This is a genomic window from Mycobacteroides franklinii (genome assembly GCF_001853795.1).
Classification (GTDB): domain Bacteria; phylum Actinomycetota; class Actinomycetes; order Mycobacteriales; family Mycobacteriaceae; genus Mycobacterium; species Mycobacterium franklinii.
Window position 1 is genome coordinate 1,365,673 of record NZ_MLIK01000019.1, and the last position, 24,625, is coordinate 1,390,297.

Below are 24,625 nucleotides of genomic sequence, written 5' to 3' on the forward strand. Positions count from 1 at the left end.
ACCGAACTAGAGCAGTGAGGTCGGCCGCGTCGCGTTGGCCAGATCGACCAGCGCATAGCGGTGGGTGCGCTCGGTGGCCCGGCGGGCCAGCGCCCGTAGGCACCGCTCAACCCCTTGGCGCAGGCCGCGTTTGGTGAACGGGACGCCCAGGATGTGGTGCCCGGTCGAATGATTGGTCTTGATCCAGTCCAGCGCCGTGCCCAGCACCAGCGCCCTTATCTGCAACACGCGCGGCTCTGTCTCGGGTAGCGCCTCGACCCTGCGCGCGGCCTCGCGGATGTCGTCCTCGGTGACCTCGGAGAGCGTGCGGCCGGACAGCAGGGTCACCGCGCTGGTGAGACGCGCGGTGGTGAAATGGCGCGAGGTTGGTGGCACGTTGTCGAGCATGCGCACGGCCTCTGCCCGTTCCCCGCGTGCGGCCAGGGTGCGGGCCAGCCCGTAACCCGCCGAGATGACGCTGTTGTCGGTGGACCATACGGTGCGATACAAGTCGAGGTTCTTCTCATCTCCGGCCAGTTCAGCGGTCGCAGCCAGGGCCATCTTTGGCGCGATCTCGCCGGGCAGGAAGTCCAGGACGGCGGTGAAATGCTTTGTGGCTTGGTCGTAGTCGCCGTTGAGGAGTGCGGCCATGCCGCGATACCAGGTGAGCCGCCACGGTGTGCCGACTCGGTCTTCGAGCTGGTCGAGCTTGCTGTTGGCCTTCGCGACATCACCCAGATCCAGGAGTGCGCGGGCCTCCATCAGCGGTAGTTCTATCGACTCGGTGAGATCCACGCCGTCGGCGTCGATTCGGCCCAGGCGTGCCCCCTTCAACGATTCCAGGGTCTGTATCGGCTGGCTCAGCACGGTCGCCTGCAGAATCGCGGCACCCACATCGGTGGGGTCCAGAAGCGGAACCTGAAGGGCCGTCACGATATCCGGGGCCGTCAGGCTGGGCGGATGGGCAAGCCCGTCGACGTACACGTCGGTGTGTGCCACCAGCAGATCAACCCCGAATGTCGATCGCGACGGGCTGAACAGCGTGGACATACCCGGTCGGGGAGTGCCCGTGTCCAGTGCCACCACCTCGCGCAGCACACCCACGAGCTGTGTGGCCATCTCTTCGGCACTGCCGAACCGTGCGCTGGGATCGGGATCGATCGCGCGGCGCAGGAACCGGTGGAACGAGTCGTACTTGGCCAGTACCGGGTCTTCGTTCGGCAGCCCATTCTTGTACCGGCCCTTGCGGGTTGGCATTCTCAGGGTCAGCACGGCCAGGGTCCGCCCCACCGTGTAGATGTCCGAGGCCACGGTCGGGCCGGTCTTGGAGATCTCGGGCGCCTGGTAGCCGGGTGTGCCGTACAGGTTCCCGTAGGCGTTGAGCGAGGCCACCGCCCCCAGGTCGATGAGCTTGAGCTGCTCCTCGGTGATCATGATGTTCTCGGGCTTGAGGTCGTTGTAAGTGAGCCCGACGGAATGCAGAAAGCCCAGTGCGGGAAGGATTTCCAGCATGTAGGCGATGGCCTGGGCGACGGGAAGCGCGCTGCCCTTGGGTTGTTTGAGCGAGGTGCCGCCGACGTACTCCATCACGATGTACCCGACCGGGTTCCCGTGCTGATCCGGGTGCTCGACGAAGTTGAAGATCTTCACGATCGAGGGATGGGCCACCTCGGCGAGGAATCGCCGCTCGGCCATCGCGATGTTCTGTGCCTCGGCGTCGCCGGAGTGCACCAAGCCCTTGAGTACCACCGGGCGATCGTTGACATTGCGATCCACCGCCAGGTAGATCCACCCCAAGCCGCCGTGCGCGATGCAGCCCTTGATGGCGTACTGCCCGGCGATGACGTCGCCCGGGTTGAGTTGCGGCAGAAAGGAGAAGCTGGAACCGCAGGAGGGGCAGGTGCCCTCGCTGCAGCCGGGACCGTCTCCCGGTCTCTGGCCGGAGCGCCCGACCGGCTTGCCGCAGTTCCAGCAGAACCGCTTGGACTCCTCGACGACCGGATTGGTCATCAGGGCTGCCAGCGGGTCGATTTCCGGGACGCGTGGGATTTCCACCAGTCCGCCGCCCAGACGCCTGGTGGGGGAGAGCCGTACCCGAGTGGTGGTGGCCCGAACCTCAGGTTGGGTGGTGGGCTGCGTGGCGGGCTGTGTGGCGTCCGGGGGACGGAACACGGCCCGGGTCGCGACGGGCCGCATGGTCGAGGCCGAGTCGACGTCTAGGTCGGCGAGGGTTGCGGGCCGCGTGCCCGGACCTTCGTCCGCGGGTGTGTCGTCGGCCGGATCGTCGGGGCCGTCCAGGTCGTCGGGATCTTCGCTCATCAGTCCCGGTACTTTGCGCTCGGAGGTGCGGGCGCGGGCCCCAGCACGCTCAACCACTTGCGATACAAGGCATTCCAGGTTCCGTCGCGGCGGATGCGCTCCAGGGTGCGATTGACGTATCGAACCAGATCGGTGTTCTCCAACTTGATGCCGATCCCGTAGGGCTCATCGCTCATGTTCGGCCCGATGATGTGCAGATAGGGGTCCTGGGACATCAGGCCGGCGAGGATCGAATCATCCGTACTGACCGCGTCGACCTGCCGTTGCTGCAGTGCCACAAGACAATCGGCCCAGGTCACCACCGAGATGATGACCGGGGGCGGTTCAATCTGCGAGAGCCGGTTCAGTGAGGTGGTACCCCGTGCGGCGCACACGCGCCTACCGGAGAGATCCTGCGCATTGGTGATACCCGAGTCGCGGGCCGTCAATATCCGTTGGTAGTTCATCAGATAGACGGACGAGAAGTTGACTTCTTTGCGTCGCTCGCAGGTGATGGTCATGGTCTTCACCACGATGTCGACGGTCGAGTTCTTCAGTGCGGCGATGCGATCCGCGGAGGACAGAATCCGGTACTCCACCCGTTCGGGCGTACCGAAGATGTCGCGGGAGACCTCTCCGGCGATATCGACGTCGAACCCGGTCAGCTCGCCGGTGATCGGATCGCGGAAGCTGAACAGGTTGCTCCCGATGTCCAGCCCGACGACCAGACGTCCACGCTTGCGGATCGCCGCTACCGCCTGGTCGTTGGCGGCTCGGTCGTTGGTGGGGCGCAGGCTTGCCGTCGGGTCGCACGAGGTGTCGACCTTGTCCAGGAGCGCGCGGTTGGGTTCCTGCTCGGTCATTTCCGCGGGGGTCGGCCGCGGCACGGTCAGCTGCGGCAGCGGTGTGGAGTTTTCGGGCGTCGAACATCCGGCCAGCACCGCAGCGGTGAGCGCCAGCGCTCCGCATCGGTAGCCCCAACGCGCCATCGCGCTCGTCATCGGTACTCGCTCAGTCGCGGCCACAGACCGACCCCTACGCATATCGCGCCACCCACCGAAAGGATCAGCGCACCCGCGGGTGACAACGTCAACGCGCGCTCGGCATTGAGTATCCCCGACCGCAACTGGCGGCGGCTGTCCTGGACGGCGTTGCGCAATGACGCGTCGAGGCTGTCGAAGGCGGGTGTGGAATCCGATTCGCTGCTGCCGAGGGCCACCTGGGTCGCGGCCTGGTAGTTGCCGACACCGATGTACGCGTTGATCCGATCATCGGCCTGCCGCCACCGGGTGAGCAGCTGTTGCGCCCGTTCCAGGTCCGCGCGGGCGATGGCATCAGGGTTCGACAGGTATTCGCCTATCTTGCGTTCCATCTCGTCGATGCGGTCGTAGTACGACTTCTTGCGGACGCTCTCGTCGCCGCGGCGGATGAGCGCGAGCGTCTCGTCGGCGCGGGCCTGTTGGGCCGAGATGACCAGTTGGGTGATGGTTTTCAGCGAGTGCGCACCGCCATTGCGCGCGTCGGTACCCAGCGAGGCGGAGACGGCAAGTGCGATACCCACCCAAACCACCATAAGCAGTAGGGCCAATCCACCGGCCAGCATGCCGGGGTTGATCATGCGTCGCGTCCTCTTGGACAACCAACGATGGCCGAAGACCCCACCGATCATGGTGCTCAGCACGATGAGGATCACCGGGAACGGCACCCGCGTCGACGCGCTGGTCTCCTGGTCGACGCGATTCGACGTTTCCTCGTAGAGGCGCTGCGCATCGGGGAGGATCGTGCGCTGCATCAGCGCCGAAGCCTCGCTCAGATACGAGGCGCCGACGGGATTGCTCGCCCGGTTGTTGGTGCGCGCGGTCTCGATGAGTCCGGTATAGACCGAGAGCTCGGCGTTGATTCTGCTGAGCAGTTCCTGCATCGGTTTGTCGGTAAGCCCGCTGGAGGCCGCGACTAGCGCGGTCGAGGCGTCGGTGATTGCCTGCTCATATCGTTCCCGCACACCTTGCGGTTCGGTACCCGCAATGAAGGCGGTGGTCGCCGCGGCATCGGCAACCGACAGCGTGCTGTACAGCTGCCCGGCCGAGTAGGCCAGCGGTTCGGTGTGGTTGAGCACCGTGCTCAGGGCTTGTTGCCGGTCCTGCACGCTCGCGGAGGTCGCCACCGCGGACAGCACGCCGGCGGTGGCGAGGGCGATACCGAGCAGCAGAATCTTGCCGGGTGTGGACTTGAGGAACCACCACCACGGATGAGCTGGCACGATCGGCGTCGCCGCGCCGACGGGCTCGGTCGACGGGTGCGCTAACCGCGTCGTCCCGACAGTCACCTCTTACCTTCCTCTCCCGGCCTTAATAGGAAGTCTAAGAGCATGTTTAGCTTTCGGTGGCTCTACTGTGGACTCTGTGCGTGGCGACGGTGACGGATGGGTTGTCGCTGACACGGGCGCACGATTCTGGGGCCGGTTCGGTGCGGCGGGGTTGCTGCTGCGTGCGCCGCTAACGAACGGCCAGCCCGCTGTGCTGCTACAACATCGCGCCTGGTGGAGTCACCAGGGTGGTACGTGGGCGTTGCCCGGAGGTGCCCGCGACAGCCACGAGTCCGCGGAGGAGGCGGCGCTTCGCGAGGCTGCCGAGGAGGCCGGGATCGTTCCCGGCGCGATGACCATCCGTTCCTCCGTGGTGACCAAACGCATTGACGGGCAGGCGCATTGGACGTACACCACGGTGATCGCCGATGCCGCCGAGTTGCTGCCGACGGCGGCCAACCACGAAAGCACCGAGCTTCGGTGGGTGCCCGAGGAAAAGATCGAGGGCATGCGGCTTCATCCCGGGTTCAAATCGTCGTGGCCGCTGCTGCGGGTTGTCGAAACGTTGCCAGGGGCATCGAACGGCTTCGCCGGGGCAGGCACAGTCGAGCTCGAGTCCGGGCGTTTCGCCTGGCAACTCCCGTAGCGTTCACGTATGCGTAAAGGCCTCCTTGTCCTGTTGGCAGTACTCGCCGGCCTGCTGGTGGGTGCCTGTAGTTCGGAGAAAGCCGAGAGCGGGCCAGGCGATCGCAACGAGGTGGTCGCGGCGGCGCTCGCTCGTATCGAGGCTGATCTGGGTAAACCCGTCAACCTCGATGTACAGACGTTCAAGAGTGCCGACGGCTGGGCGCTTGTCGACGGCCGGTTGCAGGACTCCGGCGGCGCGAACCCGACCCGCTACCAGGGACTACTCAGGAAGACCGGGCCCAAGTGGACCATTCTGGAGAGCGCGATCGGCCCCACCGACGTGCAGTGGGCGGCCTGGAAGACCAAGTACCCCGACGCCCCGGCGCAGCTCTGGCCCTGACGCCCAGCGTGAAGCTACCGCGGGAATGGGGCCGAAACTCCGCAATGGCTTCACGCTCGGTGAGCCAGTTCGCGCAGTGTGGCGGCGGCGGCGCGGGGATCGACCGCCGCGGTGATCGCCCGCACCACGACAATCCGTGACGCCCCGGCGGCGACCACCTCGGGCACCCGCGCCTCGTCGATGCCGCCGATCGCAAACCAGGGTTTAGAAGTCCCGAGTTCAGCCGCGGCTCGGATCAGGCCCAGACCGGGCGCGGTGCGGCCCGGTTTCGTGGGCGTCGGCCAGCACGGCCCGCAGCAGAAGTAGTCGATCTCGTCGTCACCGGCGGCTGCGGCAGCCTGCTCGGCATCGTGCGTGGAGCGCCCTATCAGCACATCCGGTCCGACGATCTCCCTGGCGACGGCCAGCGGCAGGTCGTCTTGGCCCAGGTGCAGGACGTCGGCGCCCGCCGCCCGGGCGATGTCGGCGCGGTCGTTGACGGCGAACAGTGCGCCATGCCGTGCCGCGGCCTCGCCGAGAACCGCCAGATACTCGAGTTCTTCGGTGGGTTCGAGCCTGCCGAACTGCCGCTCACCCGCCGATCCCTTGTCGCGCAGCTGCACGATGTCCACCCCGCCCGCGAGGGCGGCGTCCACAAACTCGGCGAGGTCGCCGTGTTCTCGGCGCGCATCGGTGCAGAGGTACAGGTGAGCGGCTTCAAGCCGGGCCGAACGCGAGTGCATAGTCGAAGACGCTAGCGTTGTAGGGGTAAGTAACGCGGGAGCCCCGGGATGTCGGGGCTGAGAGTGGGCCAACGATTCCAGCCCTGACCGTCGTACCTGATCCGGGTCATGCCGGCGAAGGGAGTTGGCTCCGATTGTGATGTCGTCTACAAAAGGCTCGGTCGCCGTCATCGGCGGCGGAGTCATTGGGCTGTCCGTGGCCCGGGAAGCCGCCCGGTCGGGCTGGCAGGTCACCATGTACGACGATGGCCGACAGGGCCCGTCGTGGGTAGCCGGTGGCATGCTCGCGCCGTACAGCGAGGCCTGGCCGGGTGAGGACGACCTGCTGGACCTGGGAATCGAGTCCCTCGGAATCTGGCGCGACGGGTTCATCGGTGAGGGGGAAAACACCGTGATCACCGCGCGGGGTTCGCTGACCGTTGCCGTGGACACCGCTGACGTCGGAGAGCTGCGGACCATGGTGGATTGGCTGGCCGAGCGCGGGCATCGCGTGGCCGAGACCACCAACGCCCGCGATATCGAGCCGCTGCTGGCCCAGAACATTCGCCGCGGGTTCACCGCACCCGAGGAACTTTCCGTCGACAACCGCAAGGTGCTGCAGGTGCTCACCGGGCAGTGCGAGGCACTCGGTGTGCGTAAGGGCACTTCGGTTGCCCGGGTCGATGACGTGTCCGCGGATCAGGTGGTGATCGCCAACGGGGTGCAGGCTGCGGCACTCGCGGATCTGCCGGTTCGCCCGGTGAAGGGGGAGGTGCTGCGGCTGCGACGGCGACCCGGTGCGATGCCGCCGCCGGCGAATGTCATTCGCGCCCGGGTGCATGGACGCCACGTCTACCTGGTGCCCCGCGAGGACGGCGTCGTCGTCGGTGCCACGCAATACGAGCACGGACACGACACCGCGCCCGCCGTCGCGGGGGTGCGGGACCTGCTCGATGACGCGTGCGCTGTGCTGCCCTGTCTGGGCGAGTACGAATTCGCCGAATGCGCGGCGGGCCTGCGGCCGATGACCGACGACAATCTGCCCTTCGTGGGGAGACTCGACGACCGCGTTCTCGTCGCCGCCGGGCATGGCCGATCGGGCTTCCTGCTTGCGCCGTGGACGGCGAAGACGATCGGGGCAGTCCTCGAGGGTGGCGAGTCGCCTTCCGCCGTCGATCCTCGCCGGTTTGAGAAGGCACCCAGTGTGAGTAGACCCGGTCAGGAGGCCCGATGAACATTCAGGTAAACGGTGACGCGCGCGAGGTCACCGAGGGCGCCAACATCTGGCAGCTGCTCGAGCAACTGGGCTTCCCCGAGTCCGGTATCGCGGTGGCCATCAATCACACCGTGGTGCCCAAATCCGATTGGGACACCGCGGTTTCCGTCGGTGCCACGGTTGAAGTGGTGACGGCGGTGCAGGGTGGGTAACCCGCAGGTAAGCATGGGAACACGCACGGTGGATGAGCCGCTCTGTATCGCGGGCCGAACCTTCGGGTCCCGGCTCATCATGGGCACCGGGGGTGCCGCGAATCTCTCGATTCTGGAACGGGCATTGGTGGCGTCCGGTACGGAGCTGACCACCGTCGCGATCCGCCGCGTGGACGCCGCGGGCGGCACCGGTGTGCTGGATCTGCTCAAACGGCTCGACATCATGCCGTTGCCCAACACCGCGGGATGCCGAGGCTCCGCGGAAGCGGTGATGACGGCACGCCTGGCTCGCGAAGCGCTGGAGACCAACTGGATCAAGCTGGAGGTCATCGCCGACGAACGCACGCTGCTGCCCGACGCGGTCGAGTTGGTGCGGGCGGCCGAGCAACTCGTCGACGACGGCTTCGTGGTACTGCCCTACACGACCGACGATCCGGTGCTGGCCCGCAGATTGGAAGACGTGGGGTGTGCGGCGGTCATGCCACTCGGGGCCCCCATTGGAACGGGCTTGGGCATCATCAACACACATAACATCGAGATGATTGTGGCCGCGGCGGGAGTTCCGGTGATCCTGGACGCGGGGATCGGCACGGCCAGCGACGCCGCGTTGGCCATGGAACTCGGTTGCGACGCCGTACTGCTTGCGACGGCCGTGACCCGCGCCGCCGACCCCGAACGCATGGCCGCTGCCATGTCGGCTGCGGTGACCGCCGGTCACCTCGCGCGTCACGCCGGTCGCATACCGCGGCGCTTCTGGGCGCAGGCCTCCAGCCCGGCGCCGGACCGACCCGCCGAGCAATAGCTGGCATAGTGGGCCGCATGATCGAACTGCGGTCGCTGACCAAGGTCTATGGCCAGACTCCGGCGGTCCACGACCTCTCTGTCACCGTCGAGCCGGGCGTGGTGACGGGGTTCCTGGGGCCCAACGGCGCGGGTAAGTCGACCACGTTGCGGATGATCGTCGGGCTGGCTCGCCCCACATCGGGGACGGCAACGATCGGCGGCAAGCAGTACCACGAGATCGACCATCCGCTGCGCGAGGTCGGCGCGCTGTTGGATCCCAAGCAATTTCATCCCAACCGCTCGGCGCGTAATCACCTGCGCTGGATCGCCGCCGCCAATGACATTCCCGCCCAGCGGGTGGACGAAGTGTTGGAGATGGTCGGGCTCACCGAGGTGGCGAATCGTCACGCCGGCACCTTCTCTCTGGGTATGTCGCAGCGGCTGGGCATTGCGGTCGCACTGCTGGGTGATCCCAAGGTGCTGCTGTTCGACGAGCCGGTCAATGGCCTGGACCCCGAGGGCATCCATTGGATTCGTACTCTGATGCAGAGTCTGGCGGCGCAGGGGCGCACTGTGCTGGTATCGAGTCATCTGCTCTCTGAAATGGCCAATACGGCAGATCAATTGGTGGTCATCGGTCGCGGCCGGTTGATTGCGGCGACATCAATGCACGAGTTTGTGAGCCGGGCCGGCGCCGACGTGGTGCGGGTGCGCAGCCCACAGATCGGCACCCTGCGCTCCGCCGCGGAAGAGAGCGGTTTTTCGGTAGCGGATGCGGAAAACACGGGAGAGCACGATGTGCTCGAAATCAGCGGCGCCCTCATCGAACAGGTCGGCGAGCTTGCGGCGCGCCTTGGTGTCACGTTGTATGAACTTTCCCCGCAACGAGTTTCGTTGGAGGATGCGTACTTGTCGCTGACCGATGATGCGGTGCAGTACCGCAGCCAGCTCGATGATCCGCCTGCGGGAAGAGTGGCAGGCGCAGTGGCCGACCAGGAGGGCGCGCGCTGATGGGTGTCATCGCGGCGGAGCGGATCAAGGTATGCACCTCGCGGTCTGCGGTGTGGTGCAGCCTGCTGGCCCTGGCATTGGGTGTCGGATTGGCGGGTCTGCAGGGCGGATCTGCGTCTATCTACACGCTCATCTCCCCGGGCGAAGCCGCGGGCGGGGCGGCCCTTGTCGGCGTACCGCTTCTCATGGTGCTGGCCGCTATGACGGTGACCAATGAGAATCGAACCGCCATGGTGCGAACCACCTTTCAGGCCACGCCCAACAGATTGACGGTTATCGGCGCCAAGGCGGTGGTGGCGGGGTGCTGGGTGGCGGTAGTCACCGCGGTCACCGCGCTGACCTCGATAGCCTTGGTGCGGGCGATGGCAGGTCCGGTGGCCGGCGCGAACTTGGCGTTGGGCAGAGCCGGTGTATGGAACACGATCGGTGCGGTCACCGTATACGCGTTCTTGTGTGCGGTGCTCGCGGTGGCCGTGGGTGTGTTGCTGAAGCACACCGCGGGAGCAGTCGCGGTCCTGCTGTTGTGGCCGACGGTCCTTGAATTGATGCTGGGCTGGCTCACCGATGCAGGAAAGGCGTTGCAGCCCTTCCTTCCTTTTGCGAATGGAATCCGGTTTACCGGTGTGCCGTGGTACACCTCGGACGGCGTCCGATTCGTTTGGGGCACCACTGGATCCCTCATCTACTTTGCTACCGTGGTTGTCATCACGCTCGCTGCGGCGCTGGCCGTCGTGCAGCGACGCGACGTTTAGGTCGGGACAAGGGAGAGCAGATGGCGACCAATCGGGTTCTGTATGCGGTCGCGGTGTCCGCGGCATGTGCATTGGCGACTGTGACGGCATGCGATCGGGATGGTGCAGACGCGCCCCACTCGGCGCCGCAGGCCGGATCCCAGGAGGCCGTCGGCTTCGCGCATTCCCTGCACGAAAAGGTCACCATCGACAATGTCGTGAAGCATCTCTCGGTGCTGCAGGAGATTGCCGATAAGAACAACAACACCCGGGCGGCGGGCACTCCCGGTTTCGATCAGAGCGTCGATTACGTGGCAAAAGCTCTAAAAGACAAGGGATTTGATGTGCAAATCCCCGAATTCAGCTTCAAATACTTCCAGGCCAAGTCTCTTGATCTGACCGTCGGATCCAAGAAGGTGGACGCTGGCGTGCTGTCGTACTCACCGGGTGGTCGTGTCGAGGGACGGCTCGTTCCGGCCCGCGTGGAGGAATCGCCAGGTTGCACGGTCGAGGATTACGACGGGCTCGACGTCAAGGGGGCGGTGGTCCTGGTCGACCGTGGTTCGTGTCCGTTCGCCGATAAGGAAAGGGTGGCCGCCGAGCGCGGCGCGGCCGCCGTGATCATCGCGGACAGTGTCGATGAGAACACGGTGGGCGGCACCCTCGGCGAGGACTCCAGCCCGAAGATCCCGGTGGTGGGCGTCACGAAATCCATCGGGGCCGACCTGCGGGCGCATCCCGACAAGGTTGTCCTCAATGTCGATGCCGAGACCAAGGACGTCAAGGCGCGCAATGTGATCGCGCAGACCAAGACGGGTGCCACGACGGATGTCGTGATGGCGGGTGCGCACCTCGACAGCGTTCCCGAGGGGCCGGGTATCAACGACAACGGCTCCGGCACGGCCGCGGTGCTGGAGACCGCGTTGCAGCTCGGGCCGAACCCGGATGTCAAAAACGCGGTGCGGTTTGCGTTCTGGGGTGCGGAGGAAGAAGGGTTGATCGGCTCCACCGACTACGTCAAGTCGCTCGACGTGGATGAATTGAAAAACATTGCCCTGTACCTGAATTACGACATGCTCGGTTCGCCGAACGCCGCATACCTCACCTATGACGGCGACCAGTCCGACGAGCCGGACCCGAACGAGGCTCCGGTGCGGATCCCCGAGGGGTCGGCAGGCATCGAGCGGACCGAGGTCGCCTACCTCGCCGAACAGGGCAAGAAGGCCCATGACACCGGCTATGACGGCCGCTCGGACTACGACGCGTTCAGCCGGTCGGGCATTCCCACCGGCGGCATTTTCTCCGGCGCCGAAGACAAGATGTCGGCCGAGGAGGCGAAGGACTGGGGCGGCAAGGCGGGTGAGCCGTTCGATCCGAACTACCACCAGGCGGGCGACACGCTGGCCAACGTGAACAAGGATGCGCTCACGATCAACGCGGGCGGAGTCGCCTACACGATAGGGCTGTACGCGCAGAGCATCGACGGGCGCAATGGCGTACCCGTGCACGAGGATCGCACCCGTCACAAGCTGAAGAGCTAATAGATCGCCGGGGCGTTTCGCTCCAGCCCGCTGAGGCCGGGGTAACAGCTTCGTTGCAACGCCCCGAAAGGCCTTGGGAATCAACGCTGGTGCGGTAGCGTGTGCGATTGCTCGATTCGCACAAGTCCACCGGTGTTCCAAAGAGGTTCCATTGAGGTTTGTTTGATGGCGTTATTTCGCGCCCGGGGGCTGGCGCGCGCTTGCTCCCTGATTGCGATCGCGGCGGTAGCGAGCTGCTGTGCGCACCCGACGGCACCGGGTGCCGGTGCGGTGTCCGCGCCCAACCCGAATCTTGCGGCCGATCTTGCGCGTTCGGTAACAGTCGATTCGATGATGACCCACCTGCAACAGCTACAGCAGGTGGCCGACGCGAACGGCGGGAATCGTGCCGAGGGCACACCCGGTTACGACGCCAGCGCCGACTACGTGACAAAGACCTTGAAAGATCGTGGGTTCGAGGTTCAGACTCCGGAGCTGTCCCGGCTCAAGGTGTTCAGCGAGGGTAAGCCGCTCGTCGACATCGGCGGTCGCCCCTACGCGCTGGATCAGGCCTCCTATTTCGTCCAGACGCCCAAGGGTGGGCTCAAGGCCAACGTCATCCGCCCGTCGGGCAAGGCCAGTGGTTGTGCCGCGGCCGATTACGGCACGCTCAAGGCTGACGGCCAGATCGTGGTCGTCGACGGCACCGGCTGTTCGGTGGTCGAGAAGCACAACGTCGCCAAGGAAAAGGGTGCGGCAGCAGTGCTGGTGGCGATGCAAGCAGGTGCGGGCGAAGGTTTGTTCACCCCCAATTACTATGAGCAGCTGTCTATTCCGGTGGGGATCATAGATTCGGGAGTCGACACCCTGCTGCGCCGCAATTCGTCGCCGGTGACTCTGGTGCTGGATATGAATGTCGCGAAGGTGCGCTCGCGCAGCGTCATCGCACAGACCGCAACGGGTGATCCCGCGAACGTGGTGCTCGCCGGGGCTCATCTGGACAGTGTGTTGAAGGGTCCGGGCATCAACGACAACGGCACGGGGGTGGCGGCGGTCTTGGAGACCGCACTACAGCTGGGGCCGAAGCCGGTGGTCAACAACGCCGTCAGATTCGCGTTCTGGGCTGCTGAGGAAGACGGGCTTGCGGGGTCGTTGGAATACACCAAGAATCGCACGGCCAACGAGCTCAACGACATCGCGCTGTACTTGAACTTCGACATGCTCGGTTCACCCAACGCCGGGTATTTCGTGCTCGACGGTGATCAGTCGGCCACCAAACCGGATCCAAATCGGCCGCCGCTGGATGTTCCCGAGGGATCGGCGGGCATTGAACGCACCTTCGCGGGATATCTGAATCTCGCCGGCAAGCGGCCCGCGGCCGAGGAGTTCAGCGGCAGATCCGATTACGGACCCTTCATGTCCGCGGGCATCCCCGTTGGCGGTATCAGCTCGGGTGCCCTGGACAGGATGAGCGGCCCCGAAGCCAAGACCTGGCAGGGACACGCGGGCCAGCCGTTCGACCCCAACTACCACGGCCCCAAGGACACCCTCGCGAACGTCGGGAAGACCGCGCTGGGCATAAACGGTCCGGCGGTGGCATTTGCGGTAGGGACCTACGCGTTGTCGACCACGGGGCCCAACGGGGTACCGGAGCGCAAAGTTCGCAGACACTCTCCGCTGGAGCGCTAGGGCAGCTAGCATGCCAGCGCATGAGAAGAATTCTCGCTTTGCTGGTGGGGCTGGTGTCTGGTGTCGTTATCGGGTTGCCCGCTGCCCCGATGGTGTCCGCAGATCCCGGGGTGAAGCTGACCTACCGGGTGACCTTGCAGGATCCCGGATCCAATCGCCAAGTGACGATCTCGTACCGCAACGGTAAGGGGGAGAAGGCGGTCAAACAGACCTGGCTGGACCCGTTTGTGCCGTGGCAGCATGACGTCACCATGACCGCCCGCGAGGCGGCGGTGAGCCTGTTCAGCGACCCGGGTGGCAACTACCTCGGTGAGATTCTGCGTGATGGCAACGTGATCGCATCCAATGCGGTGTACCTGGACCCGGGGTGGGTGGCAGAGCAGAGCGCGCCCTATGGGACGCCGACGCTGTTGGCGCGCGTCGACGTCCCCTGACGTCAGCGCCAGGCAAAGACCGGTTGCTCCAGATCGTCGACGCGGTCACCGCGGCCCTCCAGACAAAGCCACCGCACCTGCAGGAGAACGGCTCCTGTCGGGGCGTGGATCAGGTCATTGCCCAGGGGGATCTGCACCACCGGCCGTGGGCTTTCGGGAATCGTGACGTAGCGCGGTGAATTCTCGCGTTGCAGCTGATGCAATCCGACCCGATAGGCGGCAACCACCTCGTCGGGGGACGGGCTCAGCTCTAGTCGGCCGCCGCCCCAGACCACCACCGGAGTGATCACGTATCCCGAACGGGTCGGATAGTCATCGAGCAGTCCGAGCACCGTTGAATCGGGCAGTGCCACCCCGAGCTCTTCGTCCAGCTCACGCAGCGCGGCCTGCGTCGCGTCTTCGCCCGGATCCAATCGGCCGCCGGGAAGTGCCCATTGCGCGGCGTGTGAGTTGAGTCGGGAGGCCCTGCGGCATAACAAGAATGCCGCTCCGCCGGAGACGTCGACCATCCTGCCGTCCAGTCCGTGCCCGGGAATCTCCCGGCCGCCGATCCATTCGTCCAGCGGTGCCGGGTCGATGCGGTCCTCACCCAGGTCCGAGTCAACCAACACGACCGCCACCGCTGCGCGGCGTTTGTCCGGGTCCTCGACGGTTCTACGGTCGTGGCCTGCCAGGTGCTCGCGAACCTTGTCCCGCAGCTCTTCGTCGTAGGCGATCACCGTTCGACCATATCTGCCACGGTCGACCGCGGTCCTTTCGAATCGACGTGGCTCTATAGCTGGGCTTACCGTGGCGGGATTGTTGTGATGCGGTGATGAGCGACGACCAAACACGACGTATCTATCGTGACGCCGGAATCACCGTGGAAAAACTTGGCGAGCACATCGGTGCTCGAGTCGATGGCGTCGAGCTCAGTGTCGACGTCCCGGCCGAACGGGTGGAGGCAATCCGTGTCGCGCTGGCCATCAACAAGGTGCTGGTGTTCACCGGACAGCATCACCTCGACGACGCCGCGCAGTACGGGTTCGCCGGTCTGCTCGGGGAGCCGACGCTGCCACATCCGACGGTGAGGTCCCACGGTACCGAGCTGCTGAATCTCGAAGGGGCGGCCAATGGCTGGCACACCGATGTCACCTTCGTCGACCGCATCCCGAAGGCATCGGTGTTGCGGCCGGTGACGCTGCCGTCCTATGGGGGTGCCACCACGTGGGCGTCGACCGTCGCCGCGTACGACCAGCTGCCGAAGCCGTTGCGCTCCCTTGTCGAGGATCTGTGGGCCACGCACACCAACGTGTACGACTACGCGTCGTCCGGGGCATCGGGTGGGGTGAGCGCCGAGCGCCGCGCCGCGTACTACAGCGAGTTCACCAGCTCGCTGTACGAAACATTGCACCCGGTGGTGCGCGTGCATCCGGAGACCGGTGAGCGCAGCCTGCTGCTGGGGCAATTCGTCAAGAGTTTCCAGGGATTGCAGGGCGCCGAGTTCACCGCGCTCTTCCAGTTGCTGCAGTCCCGTATCACCAAGCTGGAGAACACCTTCCGATGGAACTGGCGGTTGGGCGACGTGGCCATCTGGGACAATCGGGCCACCCAGCACTATGGAATCGCCGATTTCGGTGACCAACAGCGCGAGCTGCATCGGGTGACGTTGGCAGGGGATGTGCCGGTCGATGTCCATGGTGAGCGGAGCCAAATTCTCCACGGCGATGCCAGTCACTACTCGGGTATCGAGCTGGCGCAGCGGCTGGAGCTGTTCGCCGCCTGAGCTCAGCGGGCTTGCGGGGACGGCGTTGGCACCTGCCGCGTCGCGGCGGCGTGCCGCCATCCCCGGACAGCGCCTCGAAGACCACTCGATGCGTATTGCGCGATCCTCAATCTAGGGCAGTGCGATGTATTTCGTTTCGAGGTATTCCTCGATGCCCTCGCTACCGGCTTCCCGTCCGATACCCGATTCCTTGATCCCGCCGAAAGGTGCGGCCACATCGGAGATCACTCCGCGGTTCACGCCGACCATCCCAGACTCCACTGCCTCCGAAACCCGCAGTGCGCGATCCAGATCGGTGGTGTACACGTAGGCGGCCAGCCCGAACTCGGTGTCGTTGGCGGCGGCGACTCCCGCGTCCTCGCCGTCGAACGCGGTGATCGCGGCGACGGGGCCAAACACCTCTTCGCGCAGAATCCTTGCATCGGAAGGCACATCGGTGAGCACCGTCGGCGGGTAGAAGTAACCCTCACCCTCCGCGATCGCCCCACCGGTGGTGATGACGGCGCCCTTGTTGACGGCGTCCTGCACCAACTCGTCCACCGAGGTCCGCTGCTTGGCGGTGATCAGCGGCCCCACCTGCACGCCGCTCTCGTCGCCGGGGCCAATGGTGAGCGCACTCATGCGGGCGGTGAGTTTCTCGGTGAATTCGGCGCGCACCGCGTTGTCGACGTGGAAGCGGTTGGCCGCGGTGCATGCCTCGCCGATGTTGCGCATCTTGGCCGCCATGGCGCCGTCGACGGCCGCATCGATATCGGCGTCGTCGAACACCACGAACGGTGCGTTGCCGCCGAGCTCCATCGATGAGCGCAATACCCTTGTGGCGCACTGAGACAGCAGGATCTTGCCGACACCGGTGGAGCCGGTGAAGGTCAGCTTGCGCAGTCGGGAGTCATCGATCAGCGGGCCGGTCAATGCCGAGGCGTTGGTGGTGGGCAGGATCGACAGCACGCCCGCGGGCAGCCCGGCATCGGCGAATACTTGGCCCAGCAGCAGCATGGTGAGCGGCGTTTCGGCGGCGGGTTTGACGATCATCGTGCACCCGGCGGCCAGGGCCGGGCCGATCTTGCGGGTGCCCATGGCCAGGGGAAAGTTCCACGGGGTGATGGCCAGCGTCGGGCCGATGGGCTGCTTGGTGACCAGGATCCGCCCGGAACCGGTCGGTGACGAGGTGTACCGGCCGTTGATGCGCACGGCCTCCTCGGCGAACCAGCGCAGGAACTCCCCGCCGTAGGCAACTTCGCCGTGGCTCTCGGCCAGCGGCTTACCCATTTCCAGGGTCATCGCCAGTGCGAAATCATCTCGCCGCGCGATCACCAATTCCCAGGCCCGACGGAGGATTTCGGCTCGCTCGCGTGGTGCGGTGGCCGCCCAGGACCGTTGCACGGCGACGGCCTCATCGAGTGCGGTGGCACCGTCTGCAGTGGTGGCGTCTGCCACGGTGGTCAGGATGGCGCCGGTGGCCGGGTTGTGCACGGGGAACCGGGCGCCGCTCGACGAGGGGACCTGCTTGCCCCCGATCCACAGGTCGGTGGGGACGGCGTCGATCAGTGTTGAGTGGTCGCTCACTGGTGGCTCGCCTTCTCGCGAATGATGTCGGAGAGGACGGTGATGCCCTCGTCCAGTAGATCGTCCCCGATGACCAGCGGGGGCAGCAAGCGGATGACATTGCCGAAGGTTCCGCAGGTGAGGATCAGCACCCCTTGGGAGAGAGCCTCGGCGGCAATGGCTTTGGTCAGGGCCGCGTCGGGTTCGAGGGTGCCGGGTTTGACGATCTCGATGGCCAGCATGGCGCCGCGCCCGCGTACCTCGCCGATGACGTCCACATCTTCGGCGAGTGTGCGCAGCCGGGACACCACCGACGTCTCGATGACGCGTGCGCGGCCCGGCAGGTCGAGTTCACGCATGACGCCCAGCGCGGCGATGGCGGCGGCGCAGGTCACCGGGTTACCGCCATAGGTGCCGCCGAGGCCGCCGGTGTACACCGCGTCCATCAGCTCGGCGCGTCCGGTGACTGCCGATAGCGGCATGCCCCCGGCGATGCCCTTGGCCATGGTGACGATGTCCGGAACGATGTCGTCGTGCTCGGAGGCGAACCAGGCACCCGTGCGTGCGAATCCGGTCTGCACCTCGTCGGCGATGAAGACGACGCCGTTGTCCTTGGCCCATGCGGTGAGCGTGGGGAGGAATCCGGGTGCGGGCACGATGAATCCGCCCTCGCCCTGGATGGGTTCGATGATGATCGCGGCCAGCGACTGCGCGCCGATCTGGGTCTCGATGCGGGAGATCGCGCGCCGTGCGGCTTCTTCGCCGGTCAAACCCGGCTCGTCACGTAACGGATAGGAGGCAGGCATCCGGTAGACCTCGGGCGCGAAGGGCCCGAACTGTGACTTGTAGGGCATCGACTTGGCGGTCAGCGCCATCGTCAGGTTGGTGCGCCCGTGATAGGCGTTGTCGAACGCGACGACCGCGGGCCGGCCGGTGGCCAGCCGCGCCACCTTGATGGCGTTCTCGACGGCCTCGGCGCCGGAGTTGAACAGTGCTGTGCGTTTCTCATGATCGCCAGGGGTCAGGGCGTTGAGGAGCTCAGCGACCTGCACGTATCCTTCGTAGGGCGTCATCATGAAACAGGTATGGGTGAAATGCGTTGCCTGGTCGGCGATTGCGGCGGCAACGGCGGGGTGGGAGGCACCGACGGTGGTTACCGCGATACCGGCTCCGAGGTCGATGAAGGAGTTTCCGTCGGCATCGACGATCACACCGCCGTCGGCGTCGACGGCGTAGACCGGAGCGGTGGAGCCGACGCCCGCGGCGACCGCGGCGCGGCGGCGCTCGGCCAGCGCACTGGACCGGGGCCCCGGCAGCGGCGTGACGATATTGCGCTTCTGAGCGAGGCGATAGGTGATGTCGGTCATGGCGCTCCCTGTCGTCGGTCCGGCGATCTCAGTCTGCCGCTGCGACGTGGTTCTGGGAATGGCCGATTTGTCCATCGGTGAGGCTTCGTTGTGCCTTTTTGGCGCGCCACCCCCATGCGCCGAGCCGCTGAGTTCTGCGAATTGTTCTCGCGCCTTGCGTCGAAAATCGGCGTGTCGACACGGGGCCGCTCATTCCATCAGCGGAGCGGTGTCCCGGGTCAGGGTGCGACCCAGGAAGAAGTCCGGGCTCTTGACACGCATGATCACCATGAGCACCGCCCCGAACGCCAGAATGCCGAAGCCCAGGTAGAACACCAGGCCGATACCGCCGATCGAGGCGCCGCTGCCGGTCTTCTCCGGGTCCATGCTCTCGCGGATGGAGATCACGAACACCGCCCCCAGCATCAGCCCGCCCAGGAGCGGAAAGAGGAATTTGTACACCACATTGTGGGCGTTCTGAAACAGCTCCGTGCGGAAGTACCACACGCAGGCGAATGCGGTGATGCCGTAATACCAGCAGATCATGATGCCCAGGGCCGCAATGGTATCCAGCAGCGTGCGATCGGAGAGCAGGCTGACGACCGTATAGAAGACCGCCGTGATCGCGCCGGCCACCACGGTGCTGAATGTAGGGGTGAGAAAGCGGGGGCTGACGCTGGCGAATCGCTTGGGAAAGGCGCCGTAGGTACCCATGGCGAGCATGGTGCGCGCGGCGGGAAGGGAAGTGGTCTGCAGGCTGGCCACCGCGGAGGCGAATATCGCCAGCAGCAGCAGCGGGCCGAACCAGCTGCCCAACACCGGATTGGCCAGGGCACCAAAGATGTTGTCCTTGTTGGCCTCATTGGCCAGACCCAGATCCGTATCGCCCACTCCGGCGAACATCATGACCGCGACTGCCACCAGCAGATAGGTCAGCAAAATCGATAGCACACAGAGCAGGCCGGCCCGCCCCGGCACCTTGGTCGGGTCCTTGCATTCCTCGCCGAGCGTCAGGCAGGTGTCCCAGCCCCAGAACGCGAATATCGAACCGATGAGACCAATGACAAAGGCGCTCAGGGTCAGTCCGGTCAGCGGATTGAACCAGTCGAGATTGAAGTCGAGATGTCCGGCCGCGCTGGGCGCCTTCGCGATGGCGACGACGGCGAAGATCACCAGCACGATCATCTGGAAGCCGACGAGGACGTACTGCACCTTCTCGCTCGTGGTGATGCCGCGGCTGGAGATGTAGGTGGCGATGGCCAGTAGCGCCACCGTCGAGATGATGTTGACGGCCTTGTCGTTCGCGAGTTCGCCGAGTGTCTGATTGTGGAAGACGGCGCCGAGAAACTGATATCCGTATTGCACACCGATGGATGCAAGGTTGGACAGCACGATGATGGTGGCGATGACCATGCCCCAGCCGCACATCCAGCCGACATAGGGCCCGAATGCCTTGGTGGACCAGGTAAACGAGGCGCCGCAGTCCGGAGCTCGCGAATTCAGCTCGCGGTATGCGTAGGCGGTGAGGAACATCGGGATGAATCCGGCGATGAGAATCGCGGGCATCTTCAGGCCGACCGCCGCGACGATCAGTCCGATGCTGGCGGTGAGCGTGTATCCGGGTGCCACCGTGGAGATTCCGAGGATGGCGCCGGTAAACGTTCCGATACGGCCGGCCGCCAAACCCTTTGAGACAAGTCCCTCGGACTGCTCGGCATGTTCCAGCTCGGCGCGCGCGACATCCTCAGTCACTATCGCCCCCTTCTTCCTTGGGAATGACGACCATGGGGACCTGCAGAACGCGGAGCATCTTGGCGGCTGTCGACCCGAGGAAGAGTCGGCGCGGCTGCGCGAGGCGGCTGGAACCCACCATGATGATGTCGCCTTCGTGCCAGTCGAGTTTGTTCACCGCGACCTCCACTGTGGGCCCCTCGGCGACAATCGAGGTAAGCGGAATATCCGGTGGCAGTATCAATTTGGCGGTTTCGAGGGATTGTTGTGCGTGAATGGTGGCACGCTCACGCGCCGACTGATCGTCGTCGCCACCGGGAATCGGGTCGAAGGACACCAGCGACACCAGCCGCAGCGGTGTTTCAGCGCGCTTGCAGACGCGCAATGCGGTGTCCAGCAGAACCCGCGCGCCAGGCCGGGTACCCATGGCGCAGGTGACTTCTCGAATGCGCAGATTCTTCTGATATCGCGCGCCACGCGGCGAAATCACCAGCGGAATGGGGGAGGAGTGCACCAGTTCATTGACCACGGAGCCCAGTGACAGGCTGCCCACCAGACCGCCACCGGAACCGCCCACCACGATGGCCGCGGCGCCCAGGGCCTCGCATTGTGCGATGAGTCCCTCGGCGATCGACTCGTGAAAGCTGATATGCGTTTGCACCGAGAGGTCGTCGGGAATCGTCGCTTCGGCATGATTCAGCCAATGAGTGGCGTTCTGGGACAGGATGTCTTGGCGCTCTTGTTGTGGCAGGGGAGCCAGGATCGGGCGATCCAGTGGCAGCACCATGCACAGATCCAGATGCGCTCCCAATGAGCGCGCGATCTGAGCGCCTACTGCTAGCGCGTCATCGCCGCCCGGGGTGGCCAAGTATGCAACTGCAATCCTCGTGGCGGCGTCGTTCACGGCTAGGCCTCCTGGTGTCCGGGTGTGTGACAGCTCTTCGGCGGGTTGGGTGCGACATCGAGCGAGGGGTTGCGGTCGAAGAATCCGACCGGTTTGAGCCAGAAGTTCACGGTGTCGACGGGCATGATCGGCCAGTCCTCGGGCCGGGTGATGTGATGGATGCCGAACACGTACCAGAGCACCACATCGGTGTTCTCGATGGATCGGTTGCCCTCAGTCCAAGCGGGCAGGCCGTGGTCTTCCTTGCTTTGTGTGACGAACTCTCCTGCAGGCCACCGTTCCTCGGGTGAGTTGGGAGTGACCCAGAGCGTGTGCTCGATGGCACGGCAGCGCGCTAACACCGGTGAGGAGGGATCGAACATGGACGGGATGGCGGCGCCGGGCACCAGCTTGTAGGCCGGTGGCGTACCGATGCCGTTGCGAGTGTTGTCGTTGACAACCTTCCAGGCTCGCTGAGTCTCCCAGCAGAAATCCTGTTTACCTTCCGACTCCGTGCGCAGCGGGGTATTGCGTTGCCGCAGGGAAAGCCCGTAAGGATTGTTGGGGCCGACGGGCTCGATTTCGGTTTCGCTGGCGTACACGGTGTTCTCGGTGCCATCGACGTCCAGGTCCAGCCTCGCGACGAGAAAATGCTGGTGGTACGGCGCATAGGTGCGGTGGTCGACGAGGGTTCCGTGCGGATGCGTGGCGCCCTCGTCGAAGTTACTCACCACCATGATTCCCGTGGCGCGCACCTCACATTCGATGTTTCCGTCCTGATAGAACCGCCAATAGGTGAGGTACTCGTAGTTGGCGACGGTGACATGGAACGAGACGGTAAGCCGGCGCATCCGGCGCACCTCGGCGCCGTGATCATGGTCGACGTGTTTCCACAGGACGGCGTTGTCCTCTTCGTGGATGCAGATCGCGTTCTTGATGGTGTACGGCTCGCCCCTGCTGTTGTGCAATACGGCATCCAGGTACCTGATCTCACCGAGGCAATCGCAGCCCAGTTCCAGTGAGGTGGTCATGAACCCGATACCCCACTCGCCGATATCGAAAGCCGTTCTACGGTAGTGATCTTCGCAGTGGTCTCGGTAAGGCACCATCATCTCGGCGAAGGACATGCGGTTGGCCACCGACCGCACCCGGCCGTTGTCGTTGTATGTCACCGCATGCAGGGTCATGCCCTCGCGGTAGTTGAAGCCGACCCGCAGCGACCAGTTCTGCCATTGGAGTTTGTTGCCTTCGATGGTGAAGGACGGTCCGTCGGGTTGGGTTATGTGCAGTGGCTGTAGGGATTCGCGGGTGCTCTGTGTGCGCAGGCGCTCCGGTATGTGCCGTGGCACGTATTCGCCCATCATCTCGGGCCGCTCGACGGTGAACGTGTCCTCGATGTCCAACAGCTCCATGCTGTTCATATCGATGATGCAGTGGAATCCGTTGACGGGGCCCGCGTAGGGATTGGCGCCCGCGGTGGCACGCACCCAGGTGTCCGACCAGCCGAGGCGCCTGCCCTTGTACTTTTCCGGCATGACCGCGTCGCCGTAGGTCCAGGTGTCCATGAACACCAGATCCATGTCGGTGATGCCGCGCTTGGCCAGGGCGGCGATCACGTCGGGATGAGCGCGAAGGGCCGTATCGGCCTCTTCCCATTCGTCAACGGTGAAGTTGGGTTGCACTCCGGGAATGTGGTTCCAGGACAGCACCTCCGCGGAGGTCAGCGAGACGACGGCCTTATAGGTGGCGTTCTGCGTGGTGTCCAGACAGGTGGCCAGCGCACGGCGGTCGGGCCGGGTGCCACTGGTGTCGAATGCGGCGATCTCGGCCTTCGACGGCTCGGACAGTTCGATGGAGGTGTATCGCCAGCTCTTCCCGACGTCCTGGGTCTGCGCCAGAATCTCTGCGACGGCGGTGAATTCCTCGGCGGTCAGGGGATTCAGCGGATGGAAGGTGTCGGTTGCCGCCCGGCCCGAATGTTCTTCACACGAGTTACTCATCAGGCGTGTGCGCTCATCACGTGCTTGATCCGGGTGTAGTCCTCCACGCCGTAGGTCGAGAGATCCTTGCCGTAGCCGGAGTACTTGAACCCGCCGTGCGGCATCTCGGCGACCAGTGGGATATGACAGTTGACCCACACGCATCCGAAATCCAGCTCGCGGGTGAATGTTTCGGCCGTGGCGTGATCCTTCGTCCAGACACTGGATGCCAGCGCGTAACGAACACCGTTGGCCAGGCGAATCGCTTCCTCGGCGTCGTCGAAGGATTGGACCGTCAGGATCGGTCCGAAGGTCTCTTCTTGGACTATCGCGTCATCCTGCCGGACGCCGGTGACGATGGTGGGTTCGATGAAATAGCCCTTGTCGCCCCAACGTTTTCCGCCGGTCACGACGGTGGCATGTGCGGGCAGGTTCTCGAGCTTCTTGGTGACGGCGGTGAAGTGGTTGACGTTGTTCATCGGCCCGTAGAAGCTGTCGGGATCGTCGGGCAACCCCGGCTGCAGTGTCTGTGCCGCGGCGTTGAGGGCGTTCACGAAGTCGTCGTGAATGGACTGATGCACGATGACCCGGGTGGCGGCCGTACAGTCCTGGCCGGCATTGAAGAAGGCGGCCTGTGCGATACCCAGGGCGGCTTTGTCGATATCGACGTCGCCGAACACCACGGCCGGCGCCTTGCCGCCGAGCTCGAGGTGGCTGCGCTTGAGTTGCTCCGCCGCCGAGGCGGCGACGGCGATACCGGCCCGCACCGACCCGGTGATCGAAACCAGGCCAATGGCAGGGTGACTCACCAATTCCGAGCCAGTGGCAGCGGTGCCCAGAACAACATTGAAGACTCCGTCGGGCAGGATGCCCTTCGTCAGCCGTGCCAGCACCAGGGTGCTCTCCGGGGTGGTGTCGCTGGGCTTGAGCACGATGGTGTTCCCGGCGGCCAGGGCGGGGCCGATCTTCCAGATCGCCATCATGAAGGGGTAGTTCCACGGGGTGACCTGACCGACGACCCCGATGGGCTCGCGCCGGACATAGGAGGTGAACCCCTCCATGTACTCGCCTGCCGATTTGCCCTCGACGACTCGTGCGGCACCGGCGAAGAATCGCACCTGGTCGGCACTTACAGCCACCTCTTCGGCGGCAATGACGGCCTTGGGCTGTCCGGTGTTGCGGCACTGGGCATCGACGATCTCGTCCATGTGCGCCTCGATGGCGTCGGCGAGTTTGAGCAGGGCCTGCTGCCGGACGCTCGGTGTGGACCTACCCCAGGAGACGAAGGCGCGTTCGGCGGCCGCCACGGCCGCGTTCACGTCCTCGGCGTTGGAGACAGGGGCGCGCCCCACCACCGATCCGTCGACCGGGTTGATCAGGTCGATGGTCTCCGATGATGAAGAGCCGACGAACCGGCCGTCGATGTAGTTCTGGAGTACCGAGTCCGGCATATCGCACGTCCATCTGTCG

22 protein-coding genes and 1 riboswitch are annotated in these 24,625 nt (G+C 65.1%); of the genes, 11 read left to right on the top strand and 11 right to left on the bottom strand.

What is annotated here, in order from left to right; translation table 11 throughout:
* Nucleotides 1-6: 6 nt before the first annotated feature.
* The 3 genes from BKG76_RS14235 to BKG76_RS14245 are packed head-to-tail and all read right to left on the bottom strand — an operon-like array spanning nt 7 to nt 4,603.
* Nucleotides 7-2,298, bottom strand: coding sequence for a serine/threonine-protein kinase PknG (locus BKG76_RS14235; RefSeq protein WP_070939233.1), 2,292 nt, complete (start codon nt 2,296-2,298; stop codon nt 7-9).
* Nucleotides 2,298-3,266, bottom strand: a complete 969-nt coding sequence (locus tag BKG76_RS14240) for a glutamate ABC transporter substrate-binding protein (RefSeq protein WP_070939234.1) — start codon at nt 3,264-3,266, stop codon at nt 2,298-2,300. Before BKG76_RS14240 ends, BKG76_RS14235 begins: the two co-directional genes overlap by 1 nt.
* An 8-nt stretch (nt 3,267-3,274) precedes the next feature.
* Nucleotides 3,275-4,603 carry a hypothetical protein gene (locus BKG76_RS14245; protein WP_070938203.1) on the bottom strand — a complete coding sequence of 443 codons (1,329 nt, stop codon included), beginning with the start codon at nt 4,601-4,603 and terminating at the stop codon, nt 3,275-3,277.
* Between the two features lie 76 nt (nt 4,604-4,679).
* Here BKG76_RS14245 and BKG76_RS14250 point away from each other — a divergent pair, with 76 nt between their 5' ends.
* Nucleotides 4,680-5,228, top strand: a complete 549-nt coding sequence (locus BKG76_RS14250; RefSeq protein ID WP_070938204.1) for an NUDIX domain-containing protein — start codon at nt 4,680-4,682, stop codon at nt 5,226-5,228.
* A gap of 9 nt (nt 5,229-5,237) precedes the next feature.
* A complete protein-coding gene (locus tag BKG76_RS14255) occupies nt 5,238-5,609 on the top strand; it encodes a hypothetical protein (RefSeq protein ID WP_070938205.1) in 372 nt (123 codons plus the stop codon).
* A gap of 50 nt (nt 5,610-5,659) precedes the next feature.
* Here BKG76_RS14255 and thiE read toward each other — a convergent pair whose 3' ends face one another.
* Nucleotides 5,660-6,331 carry a thiamine phosphate synthase gene (gene thiE / locus BKG76_RS14260; RefSeq protein ID WP_070938206.1) on the bottom strand — a complete coding sequence of 224 codons (672 nt, stop codon included), beginning with the start codon at nt 6,329-6,331 and terminating at the stop codon, nt 5,660-5,662.
* 24 nt (nt 6,332-6,355) lie between these two features.
* Nucleotides 6,356-6,471: riboswitch (TPP riboswitch) on the top strand.
* On the opposite strand from thiE, the gene thiO reads away from it, so the two are divergent.
* From thiO to BKG76_RS14300, 8 genes are all read left to right on the top strand, one after another.
* A complete protein-coding gene (thiO, locus tag BKG76_RS14265) occupies nt 6,471-7,544 on the top strand; it encodes a glycine oxidase ThiO (RefSeq protein ID WP_070939235.1) in 1,074 nt (357 codons plus the stop codon). Its footprint overlaps the riboswitch before it by 1 nt.
* The gene (gene thiS, locus BKG76_RS14270) at nt 7,541-7,738 is read left to right on the top strand and encodes a sulfur carrier protein ThiS (RefSeq protein ID WP_070938207.1); all 198 of its coding nucleotides are present in this window, start codon (nt 7,541-7,543) and stop codon (nt 7,736-7,738) included. Before thiO ends, thiS begins: the two co-directional genes overlap by 4 nt.
* Nucleotides 7,739-7,751: 13 nt before the next feature.
* Nucleotides 7,752-8,540: a thiazole synthase gene (gene thiG / locus BKG76_RS14275; protein ID WP_070939236.1), complete on the top strand. Its 789-nt coding sequence runs from the start codon at nt 7,752-7,754 to the stop codon at nt 8,538-8,540.
* Between the two features lie 17 nt (nt 8,541-8,557).
* Nucleotides 8,558-9,532 (top strand): ABC transporter ATP-binding protein, encoded by a 975-nt coding sequence (locus BKG76_RS14280; protein ID WP_070938208.1) that lies wholly within the window; start codon nt 8,558-8,560, stop codon nt 9,530-9,532.
* Nucleotides 9,532-10,284 carry an ABC transporter gene (locus BKG76_RS14285; protein WP_070938209.1) on the top strand — a complete coding sequence of 251 codons (753 nt, stop codon included), beginning with the start codon at nt 9,532-9,534 and terminating at the stop codon, nt 10,282-10,284. Before BKG76_RS14280 ends, BKG76_RS14285 begins: the two co-directional genes overlap by 1 nt.
* 20 nt (nt 10,285-10,304) lie before the next feature.
* The gene (locus tag BKG76_RS14290) at nt 10,305-11,804 is read left to right on the top strand and encodes a M28 family metallopeptidase (protein ID WP_070938210.1); all 1,500 of its coding nucleotides are present in this window, start codon (nt 10,305-10,307) and stop codon (nt 11,802-11,804) included.
* 165 nt (nt 11,805-11,969) lie between these two features.
* Complete coding sequence (locus BKG76_RS14295; protein WP_070938211.1) at nt 11,970-13,472, top strand: M28 family metallopeptidase; 1,503 nt, start codon at nt 11,970-11,972, stop codon at nt 13,470-13,472.
* Nucleotides 13,473-13,510: 38 nt separating this feature from the next.
* Nucleotides 13,511-13,906: a hypothetical protein gene (locus BKG76_RS14300; RefSeq protein ID WP_070939237.1), complete on the top strand. Its 396-nt coding sequence runs from the start codon at nt 13,511-13,513 to the stop codon at nt 13,904-13,906.
* 2 nt (nt 13,907-13,908) lie between these two features.
* Here BKG76_RS14300 and BKG76_RS14305 read toward each other — a convergent pair whose 3' ends face one another.
* Entirely contained in the window at nt 13,909-14,625 is a 717-nt protein-coding gene (locus BKG76_RS14305) for an NUDIX hydrolase (protein WP_070938212.1), read from the bottom strand.
* 95 nt (nt 14,626-14,720) lie between these two features.
* On the opposite strand from BKG76_RS14305, the gene BKG76_RS14310 reads away from it, so the two are divergent.
* Nucleotides 14,721-15,671, top strand: a complete 951-nt coding sequence (locus BKG76_RS14310; protein WP_070938213.1) for a TauD/TfdA dioxygenase family protein — start codon at nt 14,721-14,723, stop codon at nt 15,669-15,671.
* Nucleotides 15,672-15,782: 111 nt separating this feature from the next.
* Here the strand turns inward: BKG76_RS14310 and BKG76_RS14315 are convergent, their stop codons facing one another.
* The 6 genes from BKG76_RS14315 to BKG76_RS14340 all read right to left on the bottom strand — a co-directional run bounded on the left by BKG76_RS14315 (nt 15,783) and on the right by BKG76_RS14340 (nt 24,606).
* A complete protein-coding gene (locus BKG76_RS14315; RefSeq protein ID WP_070938214.1) occupies nt 15,783-17,237 on the bottom strand; it encodes an NAD-dependent succinate-semialdehyde dehydrogenase in 1,455 nt (484 codons plus the stop codon).
* Entirely contained in the window at nt 17,234-18,583 is a 1,350-nt protein-coding gene (gene gabT / locus BKG76_RS14320) for a 4-aminobutyrate--2-oxoglutarate transaminase (protein ID WP_070939238.1), read from the bottom strand. Before gabT ends, BKG76_RS14315 begins: the two co-directional genes overlap by 4 nt.
* Nucleotides 18,584-18,772: 189 nt before the next feature.
* On the bottom strand, nt 18,773-20,314 hold the full coding sequence (locus BKG76_RS14325; protein WP_070938215.1) for an APC family permease: 1,542 nt from the start codon (nt 20,312-20,314) through the stop codon (nt 18,773-18,775).
* Nucleotides 20,307-21,197 (bottom strand): universal stress protein, encoded by an 891-nt coding sequence (locus tag BKG76_RS14330; RefSeq protein ID WP_070938216.1) that lies wholly within the window; start codon nt 21,195-21,197, stop codon nt 20,307-20,309. The genes BKG76_RS14325 and BKG76_RS14330 overlap by 8 nt, the downstream gene beginning before the upstream one ends.
* A gap of 2 nt (nt 21,198-21,199) precedes the next feature.
* On the bottom strand, nt 21,200-23,176 hold the full coding sequence (locus BKG76_RS14335; RefSeq protein ID WP_070938217.1) for a primary-amine oxidase: 1,977 nt from the start codon (nt 23,174-23,176) through the stop codon (nt 21,200-21,202).
* A complete protein-coding gene (locus BKG76_RS14340; RefSeq protein WP_070938218.1) occupies nt 23,176-24,606 on the bottom strand; it encodes an aminobutyraldehyde dehydrogenase in 1,431 nt (476 codons plus the stop codon). Before BKG76_RS14340 ends, BKG76_RS14335 begins: the two co-directional genes overlap by 1 nt.
* Nucleotides 24,607-24,625: the final 19 nt, after the last annotated feature.

Bases quoted from the DNA above. Each gene is read 5' to 3' on its own strand.
- BKG76_RS14235 (WP_070939233.1), bottom strand. From the start codon at position 2,298: ATGAGCGAAGATCCCGACGACCTGGACGGCCCCGACGATCCGGCCGAC.
- BKG76_RS14240 (WP_070939234.1), bottom strand. From the start codon at position 3,266: ATGGCGCGTTGGGGCTACCGATGCGGAGCGCTGGCGCTCACCGCTGCG.
- BKG76_RS14255 (WP_070938205.1), top strand. From the start codon at position 5,238: ATGCGTAAAGGCCTCCTTGTCCTGTTGGCAGTACTCGCCGGCCTGCTG.
- thiE (WP_070938206.1), bottom strand. From the start codon at position 6,331: ATGCACTCGCGTTCGGCCCGGCTTGAAGCCGCTCACCTGTACCTCTGC.
- thiO (WP_070939235.1), top strand. From the start codon at position 6,471: ATGTCGTCTACAAAAGGCTCGGTCGCCGTCATCGGCGGCGGAGTCATT.
- thiS (WP_070938207.1), top strand. From the start codon at position 7,541: ATGAACATTCAGGTAAACGGTGACGCGCGCGAGGTCACCGAGGGCGCC.
- thiG (WP_070939236.1), top strand. From the start codon at position 7,752: ATGGGAACACGCACGGTGGATGAGCCGCTCTGTATCGCGGGCCGAACC.
- BKG76_RS14280 (WP_070938208.1), top strand. From the start codon at position 8,558: ATGATCGAACTGCGGTCGCTGACCAAGGTCTATGGCCAGACTCCGGCG.
- BKG76_RS14285 (WP_070938209.1), top strand. From the start codon at position 9,532: ATGGGTGTCATCGCGGCGGAGCGGATCAAGGTATGCACCTCGCGGTCT.
- BKG76_RS14290 (WP_070938210.1), top strand. From the start codon at position 10,305: ATGGCGACCAATCGGGTTCTGTATGCGGTCGCGGTGTCCGCGGCATGT.
- BKG76_RS14295 (WP_070938211.1), top strand. From the start codon at position 11,970: ATGGCGTTATTTCGCGCCCGGGGGCTGGCGCGCGCTTGCTCCCTGATT.
- BKG76_RS14310 (WP_070938213.1), top strand. From the start codon at position 14,721: ATGAGCGACGACCAAACACGACGTATCTATCGTGACGCCGGAATCACC.
- gabT (WP_070939238.1), bottom strand. From the start codon at position 18,583: ATGACCGACATCACCTATCGCCTCGCTCAGAAGCGCAATATCGTCACG.
- BKG76_RS14335 (WP_070938217.1), bottom strand. From the start codon at position 23,176: ATGAGTAACTCGTGTGAAGAACATTCGGGCCGGGCGGCAACCGACACC.
- BKG76_RS14340 (WP_070938218.1), bottom strand. From the start codon at position 24,606: ATGCCGGACTCGGTACTCCAGAACTACATCGACGGCCGGTTCGTCGGC.